The following is a 19,932-nucleotide window of genomic DNA, read 5'->3' on the forward strand; positions in this document are numbered from 1 at the left end:
CGGAGATGTGTATAAGAGACAGCGATCCGCCTGTGGCGGGCCGAGCAGGCCGCGTCGCTGGCGGCTTACAACACGCCGGAGATCCTGGAAGCCGACCTGTCGTCGCTGCTGCTCGACTGCGCGGCCTTCGGCATCGCCGACCCGCGCGCGCTGTCCTTCCTCGATCCGCCGCCGGCGCCGGCGCTTGCCGAGGCGCGAACGCTGCTGACCGCGCTCGAAGCGCTCGACGAAAGCGGCCGGCTGACCGAAGCGGGTGCCGCAATGCGAAAGCTCGCGCTGCCGGTGCGGCTGGCGCATATGGTGGCGGAGGCGACGCGCAGCGGCGCCGGGCGGGAGGCGGCGGAACTCGCCGTGCTGATCACCGAACGCGGGCTAGGCGGCGATAGTGTAGACCTGGAAAGGCGAGTTTCGCGGTTTCGCGGCGAGAAGTCGCCAAGGGCGGTGGCGGCGAGGCAGTTGGCGGAGAGGCTGGCGCGAGCGTTACCCTCCCCCTTGCGGGGAGGGTCGCGGAGCAACCCGCTCGGAACGAGTGGGATTGCGACGCGGGGTGGGGTCGGCCATGAAGTGCTCCATCCTGAAGCGACCCCACCCCGTCTCGCGATCTCCGCTTCGCTCCGATCGCTCGCCGACTCTCCCCTCAAGGGGGAGGGTGAAGGGCGCGCGCTACCTGAACCGACCCCCTCCGCCCGCTTCCCGGGCACCTCCCCCTCAAGGGGGGAGGAAAGCGCCGGCACCTTCCTCCTCCTCGCCTGGCCGGACCGGGTGGCGAAGGCGCGCGGCGAGCGAGGGCGCTTCGTGTTGGCGAATGGCAGCGGCGCTATGTTGGACGCCGCCGATCCGCTGGCGGGGGAGCAATATCTCGTCGTCGCCGACCTGCAAGGCAAGGCGCAGAACGCGCGGATCACATCTGCTGCCGCCGTAAGCGAGGCCGACATCCGCGCGATGCTCGGCGACCGTCTCGAGCGCCGGCGAAGCACCGAATTCGACGTGGAGCGGCGGGCCGTGCGGACGCGCGAAAGCGTGCGGCTCGGCGCTGTGGTGCTGTCCGAACAACTCCTGCCGCCGCCGAAAGGCACGGAGGCCGACAGCGCGATCCTCGACGCACTGCGCGAGCATGGGCTGTCGCTGCTGCCGTGGAGCAAGGAGGCCGAAACGTTGCGTGCCCGCCTGGAATGGCTGCACACCAATGTCGGCGCACCATGGCCGGATGTCTCCGACGCGGCGCTGACTGGGACGCTGGAGGACTGGCTTCTGCCCTTCCTCAGCGGCGAGGCGTCGTTCGCCCGTATCGACCCTAGCGCGGCGACGCAGGGCTTGCTTTCGCTGCTGCCGCACGATCTCCGTCGCCGGCTCGACCAGGCAGCCCCAACGCATTATCTAGCGCCGTCCGGCAGCAGCGTGCCGATCCGCTACGACGGCGACACGCCAGTACTTTCGATCCGCGTACAGGAACTGTTCGGGTTGACCAAACACCCGGCGGTCGGCGACGGGAAAGTGCCGCTGACGCTGGAGCTCTTGTCGCCGGCGCACCGGCCGATCCAGACGACGCGCGACCTGCCCGCCTTCTGGAAGGGCTCCTGGGCGGACGTTCGCGCCGACATGCGCGGCCGCTATCCGAAACACGTCTGGCCGGAGGACCCGGCGAATGCCGCAGCCACCAGCCGGGCAAAACCGCGCGGGACGTGATGGAGTTGCATCGGAATATCCGGCTTGCGAGAGACTCAGCATTGCTGTATTTTGCAGCAAATTCAGGATTCCGACATGTCCAGCTTTTCGACCAGCGACCTCAGCAGAAAGTCGGGAGACATCATCGCGCAGGCGTTGCGCGCGCCGGTGACGATCACACAGCGCAACAAGCCGCGACTCGTGCTGCTCAGTGTGGAAGATTATCGTGATTTGCTGGCGCGAGCCGACACGCGCCGGAGTGGCACGATCGAGACGATTTCCGACTCGCTGCTGGCCGAGATCGAGATGGCGATTGCGGACTATGAGGCCGAGGACGGCAATCGGTGACCCGGGATGACCTCAGGACGGGTGCCGTCATCCGATATCAGTTCCTTTGGTCACATGAAGCAGGAAGAGGCGAGACCGAGGGGCGCAAGCCGCGTCCGGCCGCAGTCGGCGTGCGCATCCCCAGACAATCAGGCGATGTCCTCCTGTTGTTTCCGATCACCACGAAGCGTCCGCTGGAGACGCGGTTTGCGGTTGAGGTGCCCGAGACGGAAAAGCACCGCGCTGGGCTCGATGCGTTGACGCGCTGCTGGCTCATTCTCGACGAATACAATGAAGATGCAGTCGGACGGTCGTTCTATATCGACCCCTCGCCACCCCTGGGCCATTTCAGCAAGGCTTTCTTCCTCCCCCTCATCAAGCAATTCGTGGCTCGCGCCAGGAAGGCAACGCGCGTCTCGCGGCTTTGAGATTCAGCGCCGTTATGCGAGCGATCCGGCGCAACAGCGCGCAAGATAGCGCTTGGCGCGGCGACCGGCGGGCGTCATAAACCGGCATGATCAAGTCACTCGCCACGCCCGATTTCGAACAGGCTCACCGGCTTCGGCTGAACACGCTGATCCGCCTGCGCTGGCTGGCGGTGGTCGGCCAGAGCGTCACCGTCGTCGTCGTCGCCTACTGGCTGGATTTTCCGCTACCGGTCAGCCTGTGCTTCGCGCTGATTGCCTGCTCGGCCTGGCTGAACCTTTATCTCACCTTCCGCTATCCCTCCGCCCATCGGCTGGCGCCACGTTCGGCGCTGGCGACGCTGCTGTTCGATTCCCTGCAGCTCGCCGGCCTGCTCTTTCTCACCGGCGGTCTCACCAATCCTTTCTCGCTGCTGCTCACGGTGCCGGTGGTCATCTCTGCGACGACGCTGCCGCTGAAGATGACGGCCGTGCTGGGCGGGCTGGTGATGGCAATGGTGAGCGCGTTGGTGTTCTACCATTTCCCGCTGCCGTGGATCGAAGGCGCGGAACTGACCATCCCGTTCGTCTATGTCGCCGGCATGTGGATGGCGGTGTTCTCGTCTATCACCTTCACCGCCGTCTATGCCTGGCGGGTCGCCGAAGAGGCGCGGCTGCTCGCCAATGCGCTTGCCGCCACCGAACTGGTGTTGCAGCGCGAACAGCATCTCTCGGCGCTCGACGGGTTGGCGGCGGCGGCGGCGCACGAACTCGGCACGCCGCTCGCCACCATCACCGTCGTCGCCAAGGAGATGGAGCGGGCGCTGGGCAACGACCCGAAGTTCCGCGAGGACGTCACCCTGCTGCGTTCGCAGAGCGAGCGCTGCCGCGAAATCCTGAAGCGCCTGACCAGCCTGTCGACCGAAAGCGACGAACATCTGGCGCGCCTGCCGCTGACCTCGCTGATCGAGGAGGTGATCGCGCCACACCGCGATTTCGGCATCGCCATCCGCCTGGAGCCGGGTGAGCGTGTCGGCGAGGAGCCGGTCGGCCACCGCAATCCCGGCGTCATCTACGGGCTGGGCAACCTGGTCGAGAACGCGGTCGACTTCGCGGCGGGCGTGGTCACGGTGCGCTGGCGCTGGGACGACACCGCGGTGATCATAGACGTCGTCGACGACGGGCCGGGCTTTCCGCCGGAAATCCTTGACCGCATCGGCGAGCCCTATATGTCGACAAGGCAGGGCGCCGAGCCTGGCGGCGGGCTGGGGCTCGGCCTGTTCATCGCCAAGACTTTGCTGGAACGCTCGGGCGCCACGCTGTCGTTCTTCAACGCCAACCAGCGCGGCCAGGGCGCGGTGGTGCAGGTGGCATGGAGCCGCGAGCAATTCCTCAGCCGGCGAAGCGCCGCGAACGACATGTACGAGACGGCATGAGGTGGTATTAAGCGCCTAAGAAAGCTATATCTTCCATAGCCAATAAGAAACGGATGGACGCCGATGATCGCCGAGGAAACGCTGCAAGACAAGGCCATAGGACCCGACGCCTCGCTGCTGCTGGTGGATGACGACAAGCCGTTCCTGACGCGTCTGGCGCGCGCCATGGAGGCACGCGGCTTCGCGGTGGACACGGCCGAAAGCGTGGAGGAGGCAGTGGCCAAGGCCAAGGCCGGCGCGCCGGCCTATGCGGTTGTCGATATGCGGCTCGGCGACGGCAACGGGCTGGACGTGGTCGCCGCCATCCGCGAAAACCGCGCCGACACGCGCACGGTGATCCTCACCGGCTACGGCAACATCGCCACGGCGGTCACGGCGGTGAAACTCGGGGCCATCGACTATCTGTCGAAGCCAGCCGACGCCGACGACATCTACGCCGCGCTGACGCGCACCGGCGGCCAGCGCGCCGCGCCGCCGGAAAACCCGATGTCGGCCGACCGTGTCCGCTGGGAACATATCCAGCGCGTCTACGAAATGTGCGACCGCAACGTTTCCGAAACGGCGCGCCGGCTCAACATGCACCGCCGCACGCTGCAGCGCATTCTGGCCAAGCGCGCGCCGCGGTAGGGGCATCTAATGTCTCGTCCCGCAATCCACCCCGGCGAAATCCTGGCTGACGAGTTGGCCGAACTCGGCATTACCGCGACCGAGCTGGCGCGGCACATAGCTGTTCCGGCGAACCGCATCACCCAGATGGTGAAGGGCCGGCGATCCATAACTGGCGACACGGCCTTGCGTCTTGGCCACTGGTTCGGCACGAGCCCGCAATTCTGGCTGAATCTCCAGTCCGCCTACGACCTGCGCATGGCGGAAAACTTGTCGGGTGAAGAAATCCGGGCGTTACCGCGCCGGTCCGGGACCGGCGGAACCGCCACGCCTCACGAACAGCCCTGAGCTCTAGGAGCCATCCCGCCCCGCGCTGTAGCTCGCCTGCAAGAACTTACTGATACCTATTATCGTCGATAGACGGCATTGAGGTTGGAAACCCCAGCGACCGAAGGATAGTGACGTGACCAAATCCAGCGATCGCTCCGTCTCGATCTTCCGCGAATTCCTCGACAGCGAGGCGTCGGGCGGCATCGTCTTGATGGGCGCCGCGTTGCTGGCGTTGATCGTCGCCAACTCGCCGCTTTCGGGCGCCTATTTCGCTGCGCTGAAAACCTATATCGGCCCGCTCAATGTTGAGCATTGGATCAATGACGGGCTGATGGCGGTGTTTTTTCTGCTGGTCGGGCTCGAGATCAAGCGCGAGATGCTCGACGGGCAGCTTTCGACCTGGCCGCGCCGCGTGCTGCCGGGCATTGCCGCGGCCGGCGGCATGGCCGTGCCGGCGCTGATCTATGTCGCGCTCAACCTGCAGAATCCGGAGGCGCTGCGCGGCTGGGCTATCCCCACTGCCACCGACATCGCCTTCGCGCTCGGCGTGCTGTCGCTGCTCGGCAGCCGCGTGCCGGCCTCGCTGAAAGTGTTCCTCACCGCGCTTGCCATCATCGACGACCTCGGCGCGGTGATCATCATCGCCATCTTCTATACGAGCGGCCTGTCGATGCCCTATCTGGCGGGCGCTGCGGCCGTTCTCGCCGTGTTGATCGCGATGAACCGCATGGGCGTGCTCAACCTGGTGCCTTACGCAGTACTCGGGCTGGTGCTGTGGCTGCTGGTGCTGAAATCCGGCGTGCATGCCACGCTGGCGGGCGTCGCACTGGCGCTGACCGTGCCGCTGCGCGTGTCGCCCGGCATCGCGCACGACCTCGAGCATTCGCCGCTGCATAGGATGGAGCATTCGCTGCACGGGATCGTGCCGTTCGTCATCATCCCCTTGTTCGGCTTCGCCAATGCCGGCGTTTCCTTCGCCGGCATGAGCCTGTCGTCCCTGGTCGAACCGCTGACGCTTGGCGTCGCCGCCGGCCTTGTACTCGGCAAACTCGTCGGTGTGCTCGGCACCTCGGCGCTGGCCATAAAACTCGGCCTCGCCGACCTGCCCCGAAACGCGAACTGGACGCACCTGACAGGCGTGGCGCTACTCTGCGGCATCGGCTTCACCATGAGCCTGTTCATCGGCCTGCTCGCCTTCGCCGAGGATCCGGACCTGCAGAAGGCGGTGAAGCTCGGCATATTGGCCGGCTCGCTGGTGGCGGCGCTGCTGGGAACGGCGGTTCTGATGATGGCGCCGGGGGCGGGGGAGGAGCTTGAGGAAGAGGAGCGCTAACAGGCCGGCTTCGCCAACGGATGGGCAACGGTATATTTTGACAGCACTTTTCACCGCCTGACCGCGAAAAAATCCGCGCCGGCCATCGATTCCTGGCTTTTTGGCGTCCGGGCAGCCGTCTAGGACGTGTCCGGCGCCTCCGGCGCCGAAAGGGCAAGCTGGTGCACGGCGTTCAACACCGCGTGCACTTCGTCGGCGGTCTTTCGCCGCCAGCCCGGCGGCCGGCCGGTTTTGAGTGGCAATATTCGGCGGGACCGTGTCGCGCCGGCATGGCCCTGGTTGTCTTGTGCGCCCGCGGCATCGCGGGTTTTGTCCTGAGCGGCCGCCGCACCGCCTGGCTCGCCTCGCGCGACTGCGCCCCCTTGCTGTTCCCGTGCCAGCGCCTCGTCGCGTCGCGCTTTCCAGCGGGCAAACCGTCTTGCCTGGGCCGGCAGGTCGTCCAGCGCCCGGCCAAGCGCATCCAGCCGCAGCATCAGCCGTGCCGTGCTGAGCGGATCGTCCGGCGACGGCGGCGGCGGGAGACGTGCCTCGAAATCGAGCGACGGGAAGCGCTGGGCCGCATCGGCGGATGCGTCGCGGTGTGGGACGCGGAACGGACGTTCGAGCGGATCGAACAGCGACAGGGAAAGCACGCGCGGACGGGCGGCCCCGAGTGGTGCGGCTTGCCGCTCCCCTTCGGCGCGCTCGCCATCGGCATGCGACGGGGTGACGGCGACGCCGGGGCAGCACAGCCAAGGCCCGATGGAGTCCGGCCCGGGCTCGCGCTGCGGCGGCACTTCCACCACCATGCCGCGCGCCGCCGCGATGACCAGCCGCCGGGCGGCGGCCTCGGCCGGTAGCAGCAAGCCGAGCACGAAGCGATGGAGATGGCGGGGCAGGGTCTTTCCGCCGCCAGCATCGCGAAGAGCGGCGCCAGCACGCGCTTCAGCGCCACCAGATTCCGCTCGATCGCCGCATTCCAGTCCTCCACCGCCGCCCCTCCTTTCCAGCACAGGCCGCGAAGATTATCGCTCCGGATGGAAGAAATGTAAATAGTCCTAGGAAAATAATCCTTTAAGCATTGTGCTCGTCCTTACAACAGCTTGGAAAAGCTCGACATTTCAGGAAAGTGGCTAACTGCCTCCGGGCCTTCCCAATTTGGGCGCCAAGCGCGCCGGAATGCATGTCATGCCTGTAAAGCCAAGCGCAATCAGACCTTTAACGGCAAGGCAGGCGGTTCTTGTCGCACCAAGCATGACCAAGGGGCGGAGAGTCAGTTCTTCGAAGGACCTTCCTTTGTCATATCCGCTGCAAGGTGCCAGTTTTCGAACTGCCCTGCCCGACCCCTATCGAAGCCGGTCGTGACCCTCGCACTTCGTGGCGGCGAGATCTGCAATTGGCTTCCCCGGCAATTCCCTACTCGCTCTCGCCCTCCAGCGCCGGCACGGCGACGCCGGCAAGTTCGGCGGCGAGCAGACGGGCGGCGCCGGCGCGGGCGAAACGCAGCATCAGCGCTTTTCGGGTGGCCGCCGCCAGCCGATGTTCAGGCGCCTCGCGAAGAATCTCCGCGCCATAGCCGTCGGAGAGGATGAAGCCGCAATCTTCCGGGAAGATTGCGGCGGGCACGTCCGGGTGCGTGGCGAAGAAGAAGCGGTCGGAGTGCAGGCGGTATTCCGGCCATTTGCGGTCGACCCGAAAATCCTCGACCGAGGATTTTATCTCGATGATCCAGATGTCGCCTTGCCGGGTCAACGCGACGAGGTCGGCGCGGCGGCCGGTGGCCAACGAAATCTCCGGCAGGACATGCGCGCCCATCTCTGTCAGCAAGCGCTGCACGCCGCGCCGCACACGCATAGCGCGCTCGGACTGGCGGCCGTCGATCAGCGGATTCTGCGGCAAGGGCGAGATGATCGGCATGGCCCATAGTACAAAACCGGAACGACGTCGCAAGGGGCTTGACTGAAAGCGTGGAGGTCGGGGCGCCGTACACGTGCAGACCGGACAACAACGCCCCAAAAACTCACGGAACCGTGAAGTATTGTTGCGAAAATGCCATATCAAGCCGCAGACCTGAGCGTTGCTGCGGCATCCGGGCCACACGGCGCTTGGCAGCCATGCACAAAGCTTCCTAGTAGAAGTCGTCGAACACGCGGCCGAATCAGGCCGGGATCGTCACCAGGGGAGCAACGATCTCTTCATGCAGCTCAAGACCCTCGCCGTGCTGGCTGGACTGGCCCTTTCCACCGCGCTGACGGGCTGCAGTTCGATCGGCTCCTTCGAGATTTTTTCGGCCGCTGACTACAGCGCCCGCAACGATGCCGGCTACAGCGTGCCGGCTATTCCGATCTACAAGGTGCCGGCTCAATATCGCCGGCAGATCGTCCGCTACCAGACGGACGAGGCGCCAGGCACGATCATCGTCGATACGGGTTCAAAACACCTGTATTTCGTTCTGCCGGACGGACGCGCCGTGCGCTACGGCATCGGCGTCGGCCGCGAAGGTTTTGAATGGAAGGGCACGGCGCGCGTCGGGCTGAAGCGCGAATGGCCGGTGTGGACGCCGCCCTCGGCGATGATCCGGCGGCAGCCCGAACTGGCCAAATGGCGCGGCGGCATGCCCGGCGGACCGCGCAACGCGCTCGGCGCGCGCGCCCTCTACCTCTACAACAAGGGCGACACCGGATACCGGCTGCACGGAACGCCGGAATGGTGGTCGATCGGCAAGGCGATGTCGTCCGGCTGCGTGCGCATGCTCAACCAGGACGTCATCGACCTCTACAGCCGCGCCGATGTCGGCGCCAAGGTCATCGTCGAATAGGAATTCTTACGCGAACCGTCTCGGCAACAAGGACGTCGCAAGCAGAAAACCGGGCCGCAAAGTCCGGTTTTTTGATTCTGGCGGGCGTGACGTCACACCTCCAATGCAGATGCAATTCCGTCGGTTCAGTTGAAGCCCATCGCCGGCCGGTCCTGGCCGGAGATCATGGCGCCGATGGCGTCGGCGTCGTCGGCATCGACCTCGAAGGACGCGGCCGTCACGGTAGCCGGTTCTGGCGCGGATGCGGCAAGCGCCGGAGCGCCGGTGGTCCAGCCATCGGCGCGCGCCGCCTCGGCCACTTTCCGTTCGGATGTCGGCACGGCGTCCGTCACCGCCGGCAGAACCGGATCGGCCGGCGCCGGCGCATCGGGGAACGGCGCGGCGGCGTTTGCTTTCGCCGACGGGGAAGGCCCGTCGATCGCCATGGCGACGGCCACGGGTTCCGCCTGTTGCGCGGCGGCGGGCGGCGTAGGAGCGTCCGCTGGCTGCATTGCCACGGCGACCGGCTGGTCGGCGGCCGGAGCGGGGATGGTCGCGGGCTTCGGCGCCACGCGGGCCATCGCCACCTGCGCGTCGTCGCCGCGCGAACTCATCATGGCCGTGGAACGCCCGCTGGCGGCTGGGCGCGCCCGCGCCGCGGTCACCGGCTTGATGTTGGCCTGCGCCACCATCACCACCGGCTGGGCCCGTTCCGGCGGCAGCACCACCGGCTCGCCCTTGCGGCCGCGCTTCTCGTAGAAGGCGTTGCCGCCGGCCACCACCGTGTAGTGCATGTTCTTGTATGGGAATTTCAGGCCGGCCGTGTGGAAGAACATGGCGTTCTTCACTTTTGGATGCCGCTCGCCCTTCAGCACAGCGTCGGCGGCGGCCTCGACATCGGGCAAGGCTTTCGAGTTCATCTTGCGGGTCATCACGCCCGGCGCGAACTGGCGCGGCTGGCCGACCACCTCGCAGATCGTGTCGCCGTATTTGCCGGAGCGCACGCGATTCATCACCACGGTGCCGACTGCAACCAGGCCGTCTCGGCTGGAGCGATTGCTCTCGAAGAACATCGCCCGCATCAGGCACTCCTTCTCGCGGGCGGAGTAGCCGTGATACCCGGCCGGCATCACCATCGACCTGACGCTGCCCGCCAGATCGCCCGTCTGGCTGCAAGCCGAGATCAGCAGGGGGAGGATTACGGCCACCAAAACGACCGACACGCGCTTGCGCGCGCTCACTGACATGCCCTCATCGTCGCTCCGGCGGCTGTGTGTACGAATGGCAACACTGTGCAATTTTCGGGCGAAATGATGACTTTTACGTTTCCAATTCGTGATCGGCAGCGTGACGCGGGGTCGTTCAGCCGAATCGGCAGCCAGTTTTCTCCTTTCAATTCAGCAATTTAAATAAAATTAACCACAAATGCCGGAAAGCCAGATCATCACGTCATGATGGCCGGCGCCTGCTGGATTTCTGCACGAATCAGCCCAGACCGGTGGGTGATTCTGGCGATCAGAACGGCAGCTTGAAGCCCGGAGGCAGCGGCAGGCCGGCGGTGAGCGCGGCGGTCTTGTCCTTCATCGCCGCCTCGACTTTTGCCTTGGCGTCATTGTGGGCGGCGAGGATGAGATCCTCCAAAATCTCGACATCGTCCTCCTTGAACAGCGAAGGATCGATCTTCAGCGATTTCATCTCGAACTTGCCGGTCAGCGTCACCGCGACCAGCCCCCCGCCGGCCTGGCCGGTGGCCTCCATCTCGGCGATCTCTTCCTGCATGGCCTGGAATTTGGCCTGCATCTCCTTCGCCTTGCCCATCAGGCCGAGCAGATCCTTCATGATGGAAAATCCTTTCAGTTCTCGTCGTCTTCGACCGTCGGGTCGGGGGAAATGTCTGCGTCGCTCCCGGCGTCCGGCAGATCCTGGGCGTTGGGAATGCGCACGTCGATGACCTTGGCGCCGGGGAAACGCGCCAGGATGGCTGCGACCGCCGGCTCCTGGCTGGCGTCGAGGAAAGCCGTTTCGCGCCGCGCCGCCTCTTCCTCGGCCAGCGTCCTGCCGCCTTCCTCGCGCGACAGCGACACCAGCCAGTTGCGACTGGTCCAGGTCTTGAGCTTGTTGCTGAGGTCGGTGGGTAAAGTTTTCGGCGCGTCCGGCGTCAACGTGATCTGCAGATGCCCCGGCTCGATGCGGACGGGGCGGACGCAACGACGAACCAGCACCTTGAAGGCCATGTCGCGATTGGCGTCGGCGAGGGCCGCGATGTCGGCCAGCGAGCGCACCGGCACGGCGTCCGGTTCTGCCTTGACCTCGGCGATGGGCATCGGCTGAGGCTGTTCAGCTTCCGGCTCGCGCTCGACCAGCCGCGCCACCGGCCCGCCATTGGCGCTCTGCGGCATGCGTGCCAGGGCCGCCGGGGCGCTGGACATGGCGGCCGGTACGGCGCGCGCCATCGCCGAAGCGCTGGAACCACTTGGCATCGGCGGTCGAGGCAACCCGCCATTGCCGGGAGCCGGCGTGGCTCCGTCCAAAAATTTCATCGCCTCGTCCAGCGTCGGCAGGTCGGCGGCATGCGCCAGCCGGATCAACACCATCTCTGCCGCCGCCACCGGGCGGTTCGACGACTGCACCTCGGGAATGCCCTTCAACAGCATCTGCCAGGCGCGCGACAGGACCTTGACCGACAGCGCTTCGGCGAAGGCAGCGCCGCGCTTGCGCTCGTCCTCGGTCAGCGAGGCGTCGCTGGCGGCACTCGGCACGAAGCGCAGCCGCGTCACGAAATGCGTAAATTCGGCGAGGTCGGTCAGCACCGTCGCCGGATCGGCGCCGGTGTCGTATTGCGCGCGGAACTCGGCCAGCGCCAAGGGCATGTCGCCTTTCATGACATGCTCGAACAGGTCGATGACACGCGCGCGGTCGGCAAGGCCCAGCATGCCGCGCACGGTCTCTGCAGTCACCGCGCCGGCGCTGTGGGCGATCGCCTGGTCGAAGATCGACAGCGAATCGCGCACCGAGCCTTCAGCGGCGCGGGCAATCATGGCGAGTGCGGCATCCTCGACCTCGATCGCCTCCAGCCCGGCGATTTTTCCGAGATGCGCAACCAGCATCTCGGCCCCGACGCGGCGCAGGTCAAAACGCTGGCAGCGCGACAGCACCGTGATCGGCACTTTGCGAATCTCGGTGGTGGCGAAGATGAATTTGACGTGGGGCGGCGGCTCCTCCAGCGTCTTCAGCAGGCCGTTGAAGGCCTGCGTGGAGAGCATGTGCACCTCGTCGATGATGTAGACCTTGTAGCGGGCCGATTGCGGCGCGTAGCGCACCTGCTCGATGATCTCGCGGATATCGTCGATGCCGGTGTGGGAGGCGGCGTCCATCTCGACCACGTCGACATGGCGGCCTTCCATGATCGCCTGGCAGTGCTGGCCGGGGATGGCGAGGTCGACGGAGGGCTGGTCGACCGTGTCCGTCTTGTAGTTCAGGGCGCGGGCGAGGATGCGGGCGGTGGTGGTCTTGCCGACGCCGCGCACGCCGGTCAGCATCCAGGCCTGGGCGATGCGGCCGGACGAAAACGCGTTTGTGAGCGTGCGCACCATCGGCTCCTGGCCGATCAAGGCGGAAAAGTCGGCGGGACGGTACTTTCGCGCCAGCACCCGATAGGCGCCGGCTTTTCCCGTCTGCTCAAGTCCGGCGTCGCTCATCCGAAGGTCGGTCTCCGCTGGCCGCCTGCGCAGCCGTTTCGCTCAGCGCGAGTTTCGCCCGCGCGGCATCGCTCCGTCAACGCCGTGACGGCAGAAGTCGAAGCTTAAAGGAGGGTGGGAGGCTGGAACAATGACCCGTTCCGGGCTCGTTAGGGCTGCTTCCTTCCGGACCTGACCCGGTTGGCGAGTGGCGCGTCCACCACCAACCTCCCGAGGCTCATATCGGGGATTTGGGGTGAGAATGCAAGGGTCGCAATGATTTCACCAAGGCTCCCGACTCTTGCTAGAGATGAGCACGGACGGTTGGATGCGCGGCAAACGAGGCGTAGCCAGTTGTGAGGCGGAGCGATGAACCAGAAGAAAATTCGGGCTGTGATGTCACTGCCGGCACCGGAGAGATATTCTCATTTCATCAAGGTAGCGGCAGACAGACGTTTGGTCTGGGGGCTTTGGTCCGACGGATGGGCACTTCACCAGACCGATGACGACGGCACGATCGTTTTCCCGATCTGGCCTGAGAAAGTCTACGCGGAGCTTTGTGCGACCGATGAATGGTCGCATTTCGAAGCGGGCGAAATTGATCTCGACGATCTCTTCGACGAACTCATTCCGCGACTGCGGGACGACGGCAAGCTCGTTACGGTGTTCCCCGTGCCAGGTGTCGGCGGTATCGTGCCTGCCCTTGAAGTCTTGGAAGCAGACCTGCGCAACGAGCTGAGCAGGATCGAATAGGCTCCCGGAAATCATGATAGATGGAGAGTTGGTTTGCTGGAAGACAAGAACAGGCGGACCGCGGCCGCCTTTCCATCTTCCGACTGGTCATACGCTGCTGAGAAGCGTCACATTCGCCCGCTTTCTTCAGCCTCTCGCAATGCTTTCGGGCGATACCCACCTGTCGCAAAACAGTTTATAGACCGCCGCGACCGCCGTGAGAAACTACGCTGCCCGATGACGAAAGTGCCCCTGAAGCTGGAAGAGCTGGTCGACGCCACCCAGCTTCGCCACGACCTCACCGCCCTGACCGCGCCCAGTTCGGGCGACGGCTCGACGGCTGCTGTTCGCGCGCTGGTGCTTGGTGCGCTGAAGGACCGCATCGCCGCCGGAAAACGCCTCGCCGAGCGTCTTCTGATGGAGGATGGCAGCGGCACAGCCTGCGCGCAGCGGCTGTCGCACCTGATGGACGAGGTCATCCGCGTCCTCTACGATTTTGCCGCCACCCACGTCTACCGTGCGAAAAACCCGTCATCGGCCGAACGCATGGCGATCGTCGCGGTCGGCGGCTATGGCCGCGGCACGCTGGCGCCGGGGTCCGACATCGACCTCTTATTCCTGCTACCCTACAAGCAGACTCCCTGGGGCGAGCAGATCGTCGAATACATGCTCTATATGCTGTGGGATCTCGGCCTGAAGGTCGGCCACGCCACCCGCAACATCGACGATTGCGTGCGCCTGTCGCGCTCCGACACCACAATCCGCACCGCCATCCTTGAGGCGCGTTTTGTCTGGGGCGAGCAGGCACTGTTCGACGAGTTGCTTTCGCGCTTCGACCGCGAGGTGGTGAAGGACACCGGCCCCGAATATGTGCAGGCGAAACTCGGCGAGCGCGACGAGCGCCACGCCAAGGCCGGCGAAAGCCGCTATCTCGTCGAGCCCAACATCAAGGACGGCAAGGGCGGGCTGCGCGACCTGCAGACGCTGTTCTGGATCGCCAAGTACTTCTACCGTGTGCGTTCTGGCGAGGAACTGGTGAAGGCCGGGGTCTTCACCCGCGCCGAATACAACCAGTTCCTGAAGTGCGAGGATTTTTTGTGGGCGGTGCGCTGCCACATGCATTTCCTCACCGGCAAGGCCGAGGAACGGCTACATTTCGACATCCAGCGCGATATCGCCGAACGGCTGGGCTACACCAGCCATCCCGGCATGTCGGCGGTCGAGCGCTTCATGAAGCACTATTTTTTGATCGCCAAGGACGTTGGCGATTTAACCCGCATATTCTGCGCGGCGCTTGAGGAAGAACAGGCCAAGCATGTGCCGGGCTTCAACCGCATTTTTTTCACCTTCTCGCGGCGCAAGCGCAAGCTGGCTGGAACCGGCGACTTCATCGTCGACAACCACCGCATCAACGTCGCCGATCAGGACGTTTTTACGCGTGACCCCGTCAATCTGCTGCGGCTGTTCTGGTTCGCCGACCGGCATGGGCTTGAGTATCACCCGGACGCGCTGAAGCTGCTGCGCCGCTCGCTCGACCTGGTCGGAAAGGGGCTTCGCCGCGACCCCGAGGCCAACCGCATCTTCCTTGACATATTGACCTCGGACCGCAACCCCGAGCTCAATTTGCGCCGCATGAACGAGGCCGGCCTGCTCGGCAAGCTGATCCCGGAATTCGGCCGCATCGTCGCGATGATGCAGTTCTCCATGTATCATCACTACACGGTCGACGAGCACCTGCTGCGCTGCATCGGCGTGCTTTCCGAGATCGAGCGTGGAGACGGCGAGAAATTGCATCCACTGTCACACAAGCTGATGCCCGGCCTGATCGCGCAGCGCGAAGTGCTCTACGTCGCCGTGTTGCTCCACGACATCGCCAAGGGCCGGCCGGACGACCATTCCGAGGCAGGCGCCAAGATCGCGCGCCGCATCTGCCCGCATATGGGCCTGTCGCCGGAAGACACCGAGACGGTCGCGTGGCTGGTCGAAAACCACCTGCTGATGTCGATGACCGCGCAGACGCGCGACCTCAACGACCGCAAGACGATCAGCGACTTCGCCGACGTGGTGCAGTCCGTCGAGCGGCTGAAGCTGCTGCTCATCCTCACCATCTGCGACATACGCGGCGTCGGCCCCGGCGTGTGGAACGGCTGGAAGGGGCAGTTGCTGCGCACCCTCTACTACGAGACCGAGTTGCTGCTCACCGGCGGCTTCTCCGAAGTCTCGCGCTCGCTGCGCGCCCAGGCGGCGCGCGACCGGCTGGCCGAGGCGCTCTCTGGCTGGAGCGAGAGAGCGCGGACCAAGCTGGTCAAGCTGCACTACGAAAATTATCTCCTCGCCGTCGCCGTCGACGATCAGGTGCGGCATGCCGAATTCATCCGCGCCGCAGACCAGTCCGGCAAGAAGCTTTCGACCATGGTCAAGACCCACGGCTTCGAGGCGGTGACCGAGATCACGGTGCTGGCGCAGGACCATCCGCGCCTGCTGTCGGTAATCGCCGGCGCCTGTGCCGCGGCCGGCGCCAACATCGTCGACGCGCAGATCTTCACGACATCCGACGGACGGGCGCTCGACACCATCCTGATTTCGCGCGAGTTCGACCGCGACGAGGACGAGCAGCGGCGCGCCGAGCGCGTCGGCGGGCTGATCGAGGACGTGCTGTCGGGAAAAAGCTGGCTGCCGGAGATCATCGCCAAGCGCGCCAAGCCGAAGCGTGGATCAAAAGCGTTCCGCATCGAGCCGCGCGTCGACATCCGCAATACACTGTCGAACCGGCTTTCCGTCATCGAGGTGTCGTGTCTCGACCGGCCGGGCCTGCTGTCGGAGATCACCGGTACGCTGTCGGACCTGTCGCTCGACATCGCGTCGGCCCACATCACCACCTTCGGCGAGAAAGTGATCGACACGTTTTATGTCAGCGACCTGACCGGTGCGAAGATCGAGAACCCCATGAAGCTCCAGGCCATCCGCGCGGCTCTGGCGGCCACGCTGGAGGGCAAGGCGGCCAAAGCCGCCAAGACGGACGAGCGGGCCGCGGCGGAATGAGGAGCGGTAGCGACGACGCCCTCTCCCCCCTCGAGAGGGAGATGTCGCCGAAGGCGACAGAGGGGGTAACCTCAGAAGGCACCTCAAGTAAGTCGCGCACTGCCGCACCGACCCCACCCCCGGCCTACGGCCGGACCCTCCCCTCATGGGGGAGGTCGGTCCGCACATGAGCCTCGTCAAGAAATTCGCCACGGTCGCGTCCGGCACGCTGATGAGCCGGGCGCTGGGTTTTGCGCGCGAGATGCTGATGGCGGCGGCCCTCGGCACCGGGCCGATCGCCGACGCCTTCAATGCCGCTTTCCAGTTCCCCAACACGTTCCGCCGGCTGTTCGCCGAGGGCGCGTTCAATGCCGCTTTCGTGCCGCTATTCGCCAAGGAGATCGAAGCCGGCGGCATCGATGGTGCGAAACGCTTTTCGGAGGAAGTGTTCGGCGTGCTGTTCACCACGCTGGTGGCGCTGACCATCCTGATGGAGCTGGCGATGCCGCTGCTGGTGTCGACCGTCGTGGCGCCCGGCTTCTCCGGCAATCCGCAAAAGCACGACCTCACAGTGGCGCTGGCGACCATCATGTTTCCGTATCTGATGTGCATGTCGCTGGCCGCGATGATGGCCGGTATGCTGAATTCGCTGCGCCGCTATTTCGCGGCGGCCGTGGCGCCGGTGTTTTTGAACATCATCCTGATCGGCGTTCTGGCCTATGCTTGGCATGAGGGCATGGGCGGCCTGGACATCGGCTACGCGCTGGCCTGGGGCGTGCTCGCCGCCGGGCTGGTGCAGCTTGCCATCGTCTGGGTGGCGGTGCGCCATGCCGGCGTGTCGATCGGCTTCCGCCGTCCGCATTTCACGCCAAATGTCAGGCGCCTGCTGGTGCTGGCCTTCCCGGCGGCGATCACCGGCGGCATCACCCAGATCAACCAGTTGATCGGCACGGCGATCGCCTCCGGCAAGGAAAGCGCCGTCTCCTCGCTCGCCTATGCCGACCGCGTCTACCAGTTGCCGCTCGGCGTTGTCGGTATCGCGGTGGCGATCGTGCTGCTGCCTGAACTGGCCCGCGCGCTGAAGGCCGGCAATCTGCAGGAGGCGTCCAACCTGCAGAACCGTTCGGTGGAATTCACGCTGTTCCTGACGCTGCCGGCCGCCGCCGCGCTGCTGGTGATTTCCGAGCCGATCGTGCGGCTGCTCTACGAGCGCGGCGCCTTCGCCGCCACCAACGGCACGCCGGTGGTCTCGGCGATCCTCGCCATCTTCGGCATGGGCCTGCCGGCCTTCGTGCTGATCAAGGCGTTCACCCCCGGCTATTTCGCCCGCGAGGACACGCGCACGCCGATGATTTTTGCCGCCATTTCGGTCGGCGTGAACATTGCCATAGCGCTTACCCTTTTTCCTTCGATGGGCGGCGCTGGCATCGCCACCGCGTCGGCCATCGCCGGCTGGGTCAACGCCGCGCTGCTGCTCGGCGTGCTGGTGCGGCGCGGCCATTGGGGCCGCGACGCCGGGCTGATGAAACGCATCCCGCGGCTCCTCATCGCCTCGGCGGTCATGGCAGGCGCGCTGTATTTCGCCGCCCGCTGGCTTTCCGGCAGCCTCGGTCCCGGCTCGCCCTTCTACGAGCAGGCGGTGGTGCTCGGCGCGATGGTCGCCGGTGCGATGGTGCTCTATTTCGTCACCGTCTTCGCCATAGGCGGCGCGGATATCGGCATGATCAAGCGCAGCGTGAAGCGATCCGGAACCAGGGCCGAGCCGCCAGTGGAGTGATCACGCGGCGCGCGGGCCGCTCATTACCGAGCCGGCAGCCTCTTGCTCTTCGCCCATCGTTCCGCCATAAGCCCGTCTCGATTTTCGCCGCGCGCGAAACGGCCCTCCACAAGCCACGAGGATTTTTTAAATGACCGCCTTCAAGCCGCTCGTCTTCTCGGGCGTCCAGCCAACCGGAAATCTGCATCTCGGCAACTATCTCGGCGCCATCAAGAAGTTCGTCGCGCTGCAGGATACGTCGGACTGCATCTACTGCGTCGTCGACCTGCATTCGCTGACGGCCCAACTCGTCCATGCCGACCTGCAGGACCAGACGCGCCAGATCACGGCCGCGTTCCTGGCGTCGGGCATCGATCCGAAAAAACACATCGTCTTCAACCAGAGCCGCGTCATGCAGCACGCCGAGCTCGCCTGGATCTTCAACTGCGTCGCCCGCATCGGCTGGATGAACCGCATGACGCAGTTCAAGGACAAGGCCGGCAAGGACCGCGAGAACGCCTCGCTCGGCCTACTCGCCTATCCGAGCTTGATGGCGGCCGACATCCTCGTCTACCGCGCCACCCATGTACCGGTGGGCGAGGACCAGAAGCAGCACCTGGAACTGACCCGCGACATCGCGCAGAAGTTCAATAACGACTTCTCCTCCCGCATTGCCGAGCTCGGCGTCGGGGTCGAGATGCAGGTTGGCGAGGAGACGGTGAACGGCTTCTTCCCGATCACCGAGCCTGTCATCGGCGGGCCTGCCGCGCGCATCATGAGCCTGCGCGACGGCTCCAAGAAGATGTCGAAGTCGGACCCGTCCGACCTGTCGCGCATCAACCTGACCGACGATGCCGACACGATCTCCAAGAAGATCAGGAAGGCCAAGACCGACCCGGAAGCGCTGCCGAGCGAGGTTGACGGTCTCGCCAGCCGGCCCGAGGCCGAAAACCTCGTCGGCATCTATGCGGGGCTGGCGGAGATCGGCAAGGATGCGGTGCTGCGGGAATTCGGCGGCCAGCAGTTCTCCGTCTTCAAGCCGGCGCTTGCCGATCTGGCGGTCGAAAAACTGGCGCCTATCGCCTCCGAGATGCGTCGCATCTCGGCCGACCACGCCTATGTCGACAGCGTGCTGCGCGATGGCGGTGAGCGGGCGGGCAAGCTTGCCGAGACGACAATGAAGACGGTGCGTGACATCATCGGGCTTTTGCAAGGCTGAGCGGATTGGTCCTTGGCCCATCCGGCGCCGCTTGCCGCAAGGCTGCGGCGGTGGCAGATTGCGGCCGTTCGGCCGGAGCCTCGTGAGGGGGTAGCGTATGGTCTCGAAACGTCTCAGCCGGGAAGCCGGCCATCGCCGAAAATTCCTCGCCGTCGTCGACGAGACGCCGGAGTGCGAGCGTGCCGTCGCCTATGCCTCGATGCGCGCCAAATCGACGGGCGGGGTCGTCGTGCTGCTCTACGTCATCGAGCCCGGCGATTTCCAGCACTGGCTGGGGGTCGAAAAGATCATGCGCGAGGAAGCACAGGCCACCGCCAACGCCGCGCTCGATATGCATGCCACAAAGGTCCGCACCAGACTCGGCATAGAGCCGGAACTGGTGGTGCGCGAGGGCAAGCCGACCGAACAGATCCACCAATTGATCGAGGACGACCAGGACATCGCCATACTGGTTCTCGCCGCCGGCGCTTCCAAGGAGGGTCCCGGACCGCTCGTCGCCTCGATCGCCGGCAAGAACGCGGCGTTTCCCATTCCGGTCACCGTGGTGCCGCAGAATCTTTCGGATGAGGAAATAGCCAGCCTCACTTGATCGATCCCGGCGCGATTTCCATTTGAGGACCAGGGCAAATGCGGCTTGTACCCGCCGATGA

17 protein-coding genes, 1 other RNA gene and 1 pseudogene are annotated in these 19,932 nt (G+C 65.3%); 13 read left to right on the top strand and 6 right to left on the bottom strand.

The features are described from left to right. Positions 1–21 precede the first annotated feature (21 nt). The 7 genes and pseudogenes from ACH196_RS14530 to nhaA all read left to right on the top strand — a co-directional run. Positions 22–1,686, top strand: a pseudogene (locus tag ACH196_RS14530) (ATP-dependent helicase C-terminal domain-containing protein); the annotation flags it as partial. Between the two features lie 75 nt (positions 1,687–1,761). Continuing rightward, entirely contained in the window at positions 1,762–2,013 is a 252-nt protein-coding gene (locus tag ACH196_RS14535) for a type II toxin-antitoxin system prevent-host-death family antitoxin (protein ID WP_396647621.1), read from the top strand. After that, on the top strand, positions 2,010–2,420 hold the full coding sequence (locus tag ACH196_RS14540) for a hypothetical protein (RefSeq protein ID WP_396647622.1): 411 nt from the start codon (positions 2,010–2,012) through the stop codon (positions 2,418–2,420). Before ACH196_RS14535 ends, ACH196_RS14540 begins: the two co-directional genes overlap by 4 nt. A gap of 86 nt (positions 2,421–2,506) precedes the next feature. Beyond that, positions 2,507–3,832 carry an ActS/PrrB/RegB family redox-sensitive histidine kinase gene (locus ACH196_RS14545; protein ID WP_396647623.1) on the top strand — a complete coding sequence of 442 codons (1,326 nt, stop codon included), beginning with the start codon at positions 2,507–2,509 and terminating at the stop codon, positions 3,830–3,832. Positions 3,833–3,895: 63 nt separating this feature from the next. After that, positions 3,896–4,459, top strand: coding sequence for an ActR/PrrA/RegA family redox response regulator transcription factor (locus tag ACH196_RS14550; RefSeq protein WP_396647624.1), 564 nt, complete (start codon positions 3,896–3,898; stop codon positions 4,457–4,459). Positions 4,460–4,468: 9 nt separating this feature from the next. Next, positions 4,469–4,786 carry a HigA family addiction module antitoxin gene (locus tag ACH196_RS14555; protein ID WP_396647625.1) on the top strand — a complete coding sequence of 106 codons (318 nt, stop codon included), beginning with the start codon at positions 4,469–4,471 and terminating at the stop codon, positions 4,784–4,786. A gap of 115 nt (positions 4,787–4,901) precedes the next feature. After that, positions 4,902–6,101 (top strand): Na+/H+ antiporter NhaA, encoded by a 1,200-nt coding sequence (gene nhaA / locus ACH196_RS14560; RefSeq protein WP_396647626.1) that lies wholly within the window; start codon positions 4,902–4,904, stop codon positions 6,099–6,101. A 119-nt stretch (positions 6,102–6,220) separates the two neighbouring features. Here nhaA and ACH196_RS14565 read toward each other — a convergent pair whose 3' ends face one another. Together ACH196_RS14565 and ACH196_RS14570 are read right to left on the bottom strand one after the other, a co-directional pair. Next, entirely contained in the window at positions 6,221–7,093 is an 873-nt protein-coding gene (locus tag ACH196_RS14565; RefSeq protein WP_396647627.1) for a hypothetical protein, read from the bottom strand. 403 nt (positions 7,094–7,496) lie between these two features. After that, positions 7,497–7,997 carry an MmcB family DNA repair protein gene (locus tag ACH196_RS14570; protein ID WP_396647628.1) on the bottom strand — a complete coding sequence of 167 codons (501 nt, stop codon included), beginning with the start codon at positions 7,995–7,997 and terminating at the stop codon, positions 7,497–7,499. Between the two features lie 280 nt (positions 7,998–8,277). Between ACH196_RS14570 and ACH196_RS14575 the strand changes: the two genes are divergently transcribed. Next, positions 8,278–8,898, top strand: a complete 621-nt coding sequence (locus ACH196_RS14575) for a L,D-transpeptidase (RefSeq protein WP_396647629.1) — start codon at positions 8,278–8,280, stop codon at positions 8,896–8,898. 125 nt (positions 8,899–9,023) lie between these two features. On the opposite strand, the gene ACH196_RS14580 is transcribed toward ACH196_RS14575, so the two are convergent. The 4 genes from ACH196_RS14580 to ffs form a co-directional block, all read right to left on the bottom strand. Next, positions 9,024–10,124 (bottom strand): cell wall hydrolase, encoded by a 1,101-nt coding sequence (locus ACH196_RS14580; RefSeq protein WP_396647630.1) that lies wholly within the window; start codon positions 10,122–10,124, stop codon positions 9,024–9,026. Between the two features lie 268 nt (positions 10,125–10,392). Then, positions 10,393–10,716, bottom strand: coding sequence for a YbaB/EbfC family nucleoid-associated protein (locus ACH196_RS14585; protein WP_396647631.1), 324 nt, complete (start codon positions 10,714–10,716; stop codon positions 10,393–10,395). A 14-nt stretch (positions 10,717–10,730) separates the two neighbouring features. Then, positions 10,731–12,575: a DNA polymerase III subunit gamma/tau gene (locus ACH196_RS14590; RefSeq protein WP_396647632.1), complete on the bottom strand. Its 1,845-nt coding sequence runs from the start codon at positions 12,573–12,575 to the stop codon at positions 10,731–10,733. A 114-nt stretch (positions 12,576–12,689) separates the two neighbouring features. Continuing rightward, an RNA gene (ffs, locus tag ACH196_RS14595) (signal recognition particle sRNA small type) lies at positions 12,690–12,786 on the bottom strand. 137 nt (positions 12,787–12,923) lie between these two features. On the opposite strand from ffs, the gene ACH196_RS14600 reads away from it, so the two are divergent. The 5 genes from ACH196_RS14600 to ACH196_RS14620 all read left to right on the top strand — a co-directional run bounded on the left by ACH196_RS14600 (position 12,924) and on the right by ACH196_RS14620 (position 19,871). Continuing rightward, entirely contained in the window at positions 12,924–13,307 is a 384-nt protein-coding gene (locus ACH196_RS14600; RefSeq protein ID WP_396647633.1) for a DUF2750 domain-containing protein, read from the top strand. Between the two features lie 216 nt (positions 13,308–13,523). Then, positions 13,524–16,328 (top strand): [protein-PII] uridylyltransferase, encoded by a 2,805-nt coding sequence (locus ACH196_RS14605; RefSeq protein WP_396647634.1) that lies wholly within the window; start codon positions 13,524–13,526, stop codon positions 16,326–16,328. Positions 16,329–16,494: 166 nt separating this feature from the next. Next, positions 16,495–18,084, top strand: a complete 1,590-nt coding sequence (gene murJ / locus ACH196_RS14610; RefSeq protein ID WP_396647635.1) for a murein biosynthesis integral membrane protein MurJ — start codon at positions 16,495–16,497, stop codon at positions 18,082–18,084. 130 nt (positions 18,085–18,214) lie between these two features. Next, on the top strand, positions 18,215–19,282 hold the full coding sequence (gene trpS, locus ACH196_RS14615) for a tryptophan--tRNA ligase (RefSeq protein ID WP_396647636.1): 1,068 nt from the start codon (positions 18,215–18,217) through the stop codon (positions 19,280–19,282). Between the two features lie 97 nt (positions 19,283–19,379). After that, a complete protein-coding gene (locus ACH196_RS14620) occupies positions 19,380–19,871 on the top strand; it encodes a universal stress protein (protein WP_396647637.1) in 492 nt (163 codons plus the stop codon). The last annotated feature ends 61 nt before the right edge of the window (positions 19,872–19,932 follow it).

The organism is Mesorhizobium sp. IMUNJ 23232 (genome assembly GCF_044326205.1).
In the GTDB taxonomy this organism is placed as follows: Bacteria; Pseudomonadota; Alphaproteobacteria; order Rhizobiales; family Rhizobiaceae; genus Kumtagia.

Excerpts from the sequence above, each read along its gene's own strand:
- ACH196_RS14580 (WP_396647630.1), bottom strand. The coding sequence starts at position 10,124 with ATGTCAGTGAGCGCGCGCAAGCGCGTGTCGGTCGTTTTGGTGGCCGTA.
- ACH196_RS14600 (WP_396647633.1), top strand. The coding sequence starts at position 12,924 with ATGAACCAGAAGAAAATTCGGGCTGTGATGTCACTGCCGGCACCGGAG.
- ACH196_RS14545 (WP_396647623.1), top strand. The coding sequence starts at position 2,507 with ATGATCAAGTCACTCGCCACGCCCGATTTCGAACAGGCTCACCGGCTT.
- ACH196_RS14585 (WP_396647631.1), bottom strand. The coding sequence starts at position 10,716 with ATGAAGGATCTGCTCGGCCTGATGGGCAAGGCGAAGGAGATGCAGGCC.
- ACH196_RS14550 (WP_396647624.1), top strand. The coding sequence starts at position 3,896 with ATGATCGCCGAGGAAACGCTGCAAGACAAGGCCATAGGACCCGACGCC.
- ACH196_RS14605 (WP_396647634.1), top strand. The coding sequence starts at position 13,524 with ATGACGAAAGTGCCCCTGAAGCTGGAAGAGCTGGTCGACGCCACCCAG.
- trpS (WP_396647636.1), top strand. The coding sequence starts at position 18,215 with ATGACCGCCTTCAAGCCGCTCGTCTTCTCGGGCGTCCAGCCAACCGGA.
- ACH196_RS14570 (WP_396647628.1), bottom strand. The coding sequence starts at position 7,997 with ATGCCGATCATCTCGCCCTTGCCGCAGAATCCGCTGATCGACGGCCGC.
- ACH196_RS14555 (WP_396647625.1), top strand. The coding sequence starts at position 4,469 with ATGTCTCGTCCCGCAATCCACCCCGGCGAAATCCTGGCTGACGAGTTG.
- ACH196_RS14620 (WP_396647637.1), top strand. The coding sequence starts at position 19,380 with ATGGTCTCGAAACGTCTCAGCCGGGAAGCCGGCCATCGCCGAAAATTC.
- murJ (WP_396647635.1), top strand. The coding sequence starts at position 16,495 with ATGAGCCTCGTCAAGAAATTCGCCACGGTCGCGTCCGGCACGCTGATG.
- ACH196_RS14590 (WP_396647632.1), bottom strand. The coding sequence starts at position 12,575 with ATGAGCGACGCCGGACTTGAGCAGACGGGAAAAGCCGGCGCCTATCGG.
- ACH196_RS14575 (WP_396647629.1), top strand. The coding sequence starts at position 8,278 with ATGCAGCTCAAGACCCTCGCCGTGCTGGCTGGACTGGCCCTTTCCACC.
- ACH196_RS14535 (WP_396647621.1), top strand. The coding sequence starts at position 1,762 with ATGTCCAGCTTTTCGACCAGCGACCTCAGCAGAAAGTCGGGAGACATC.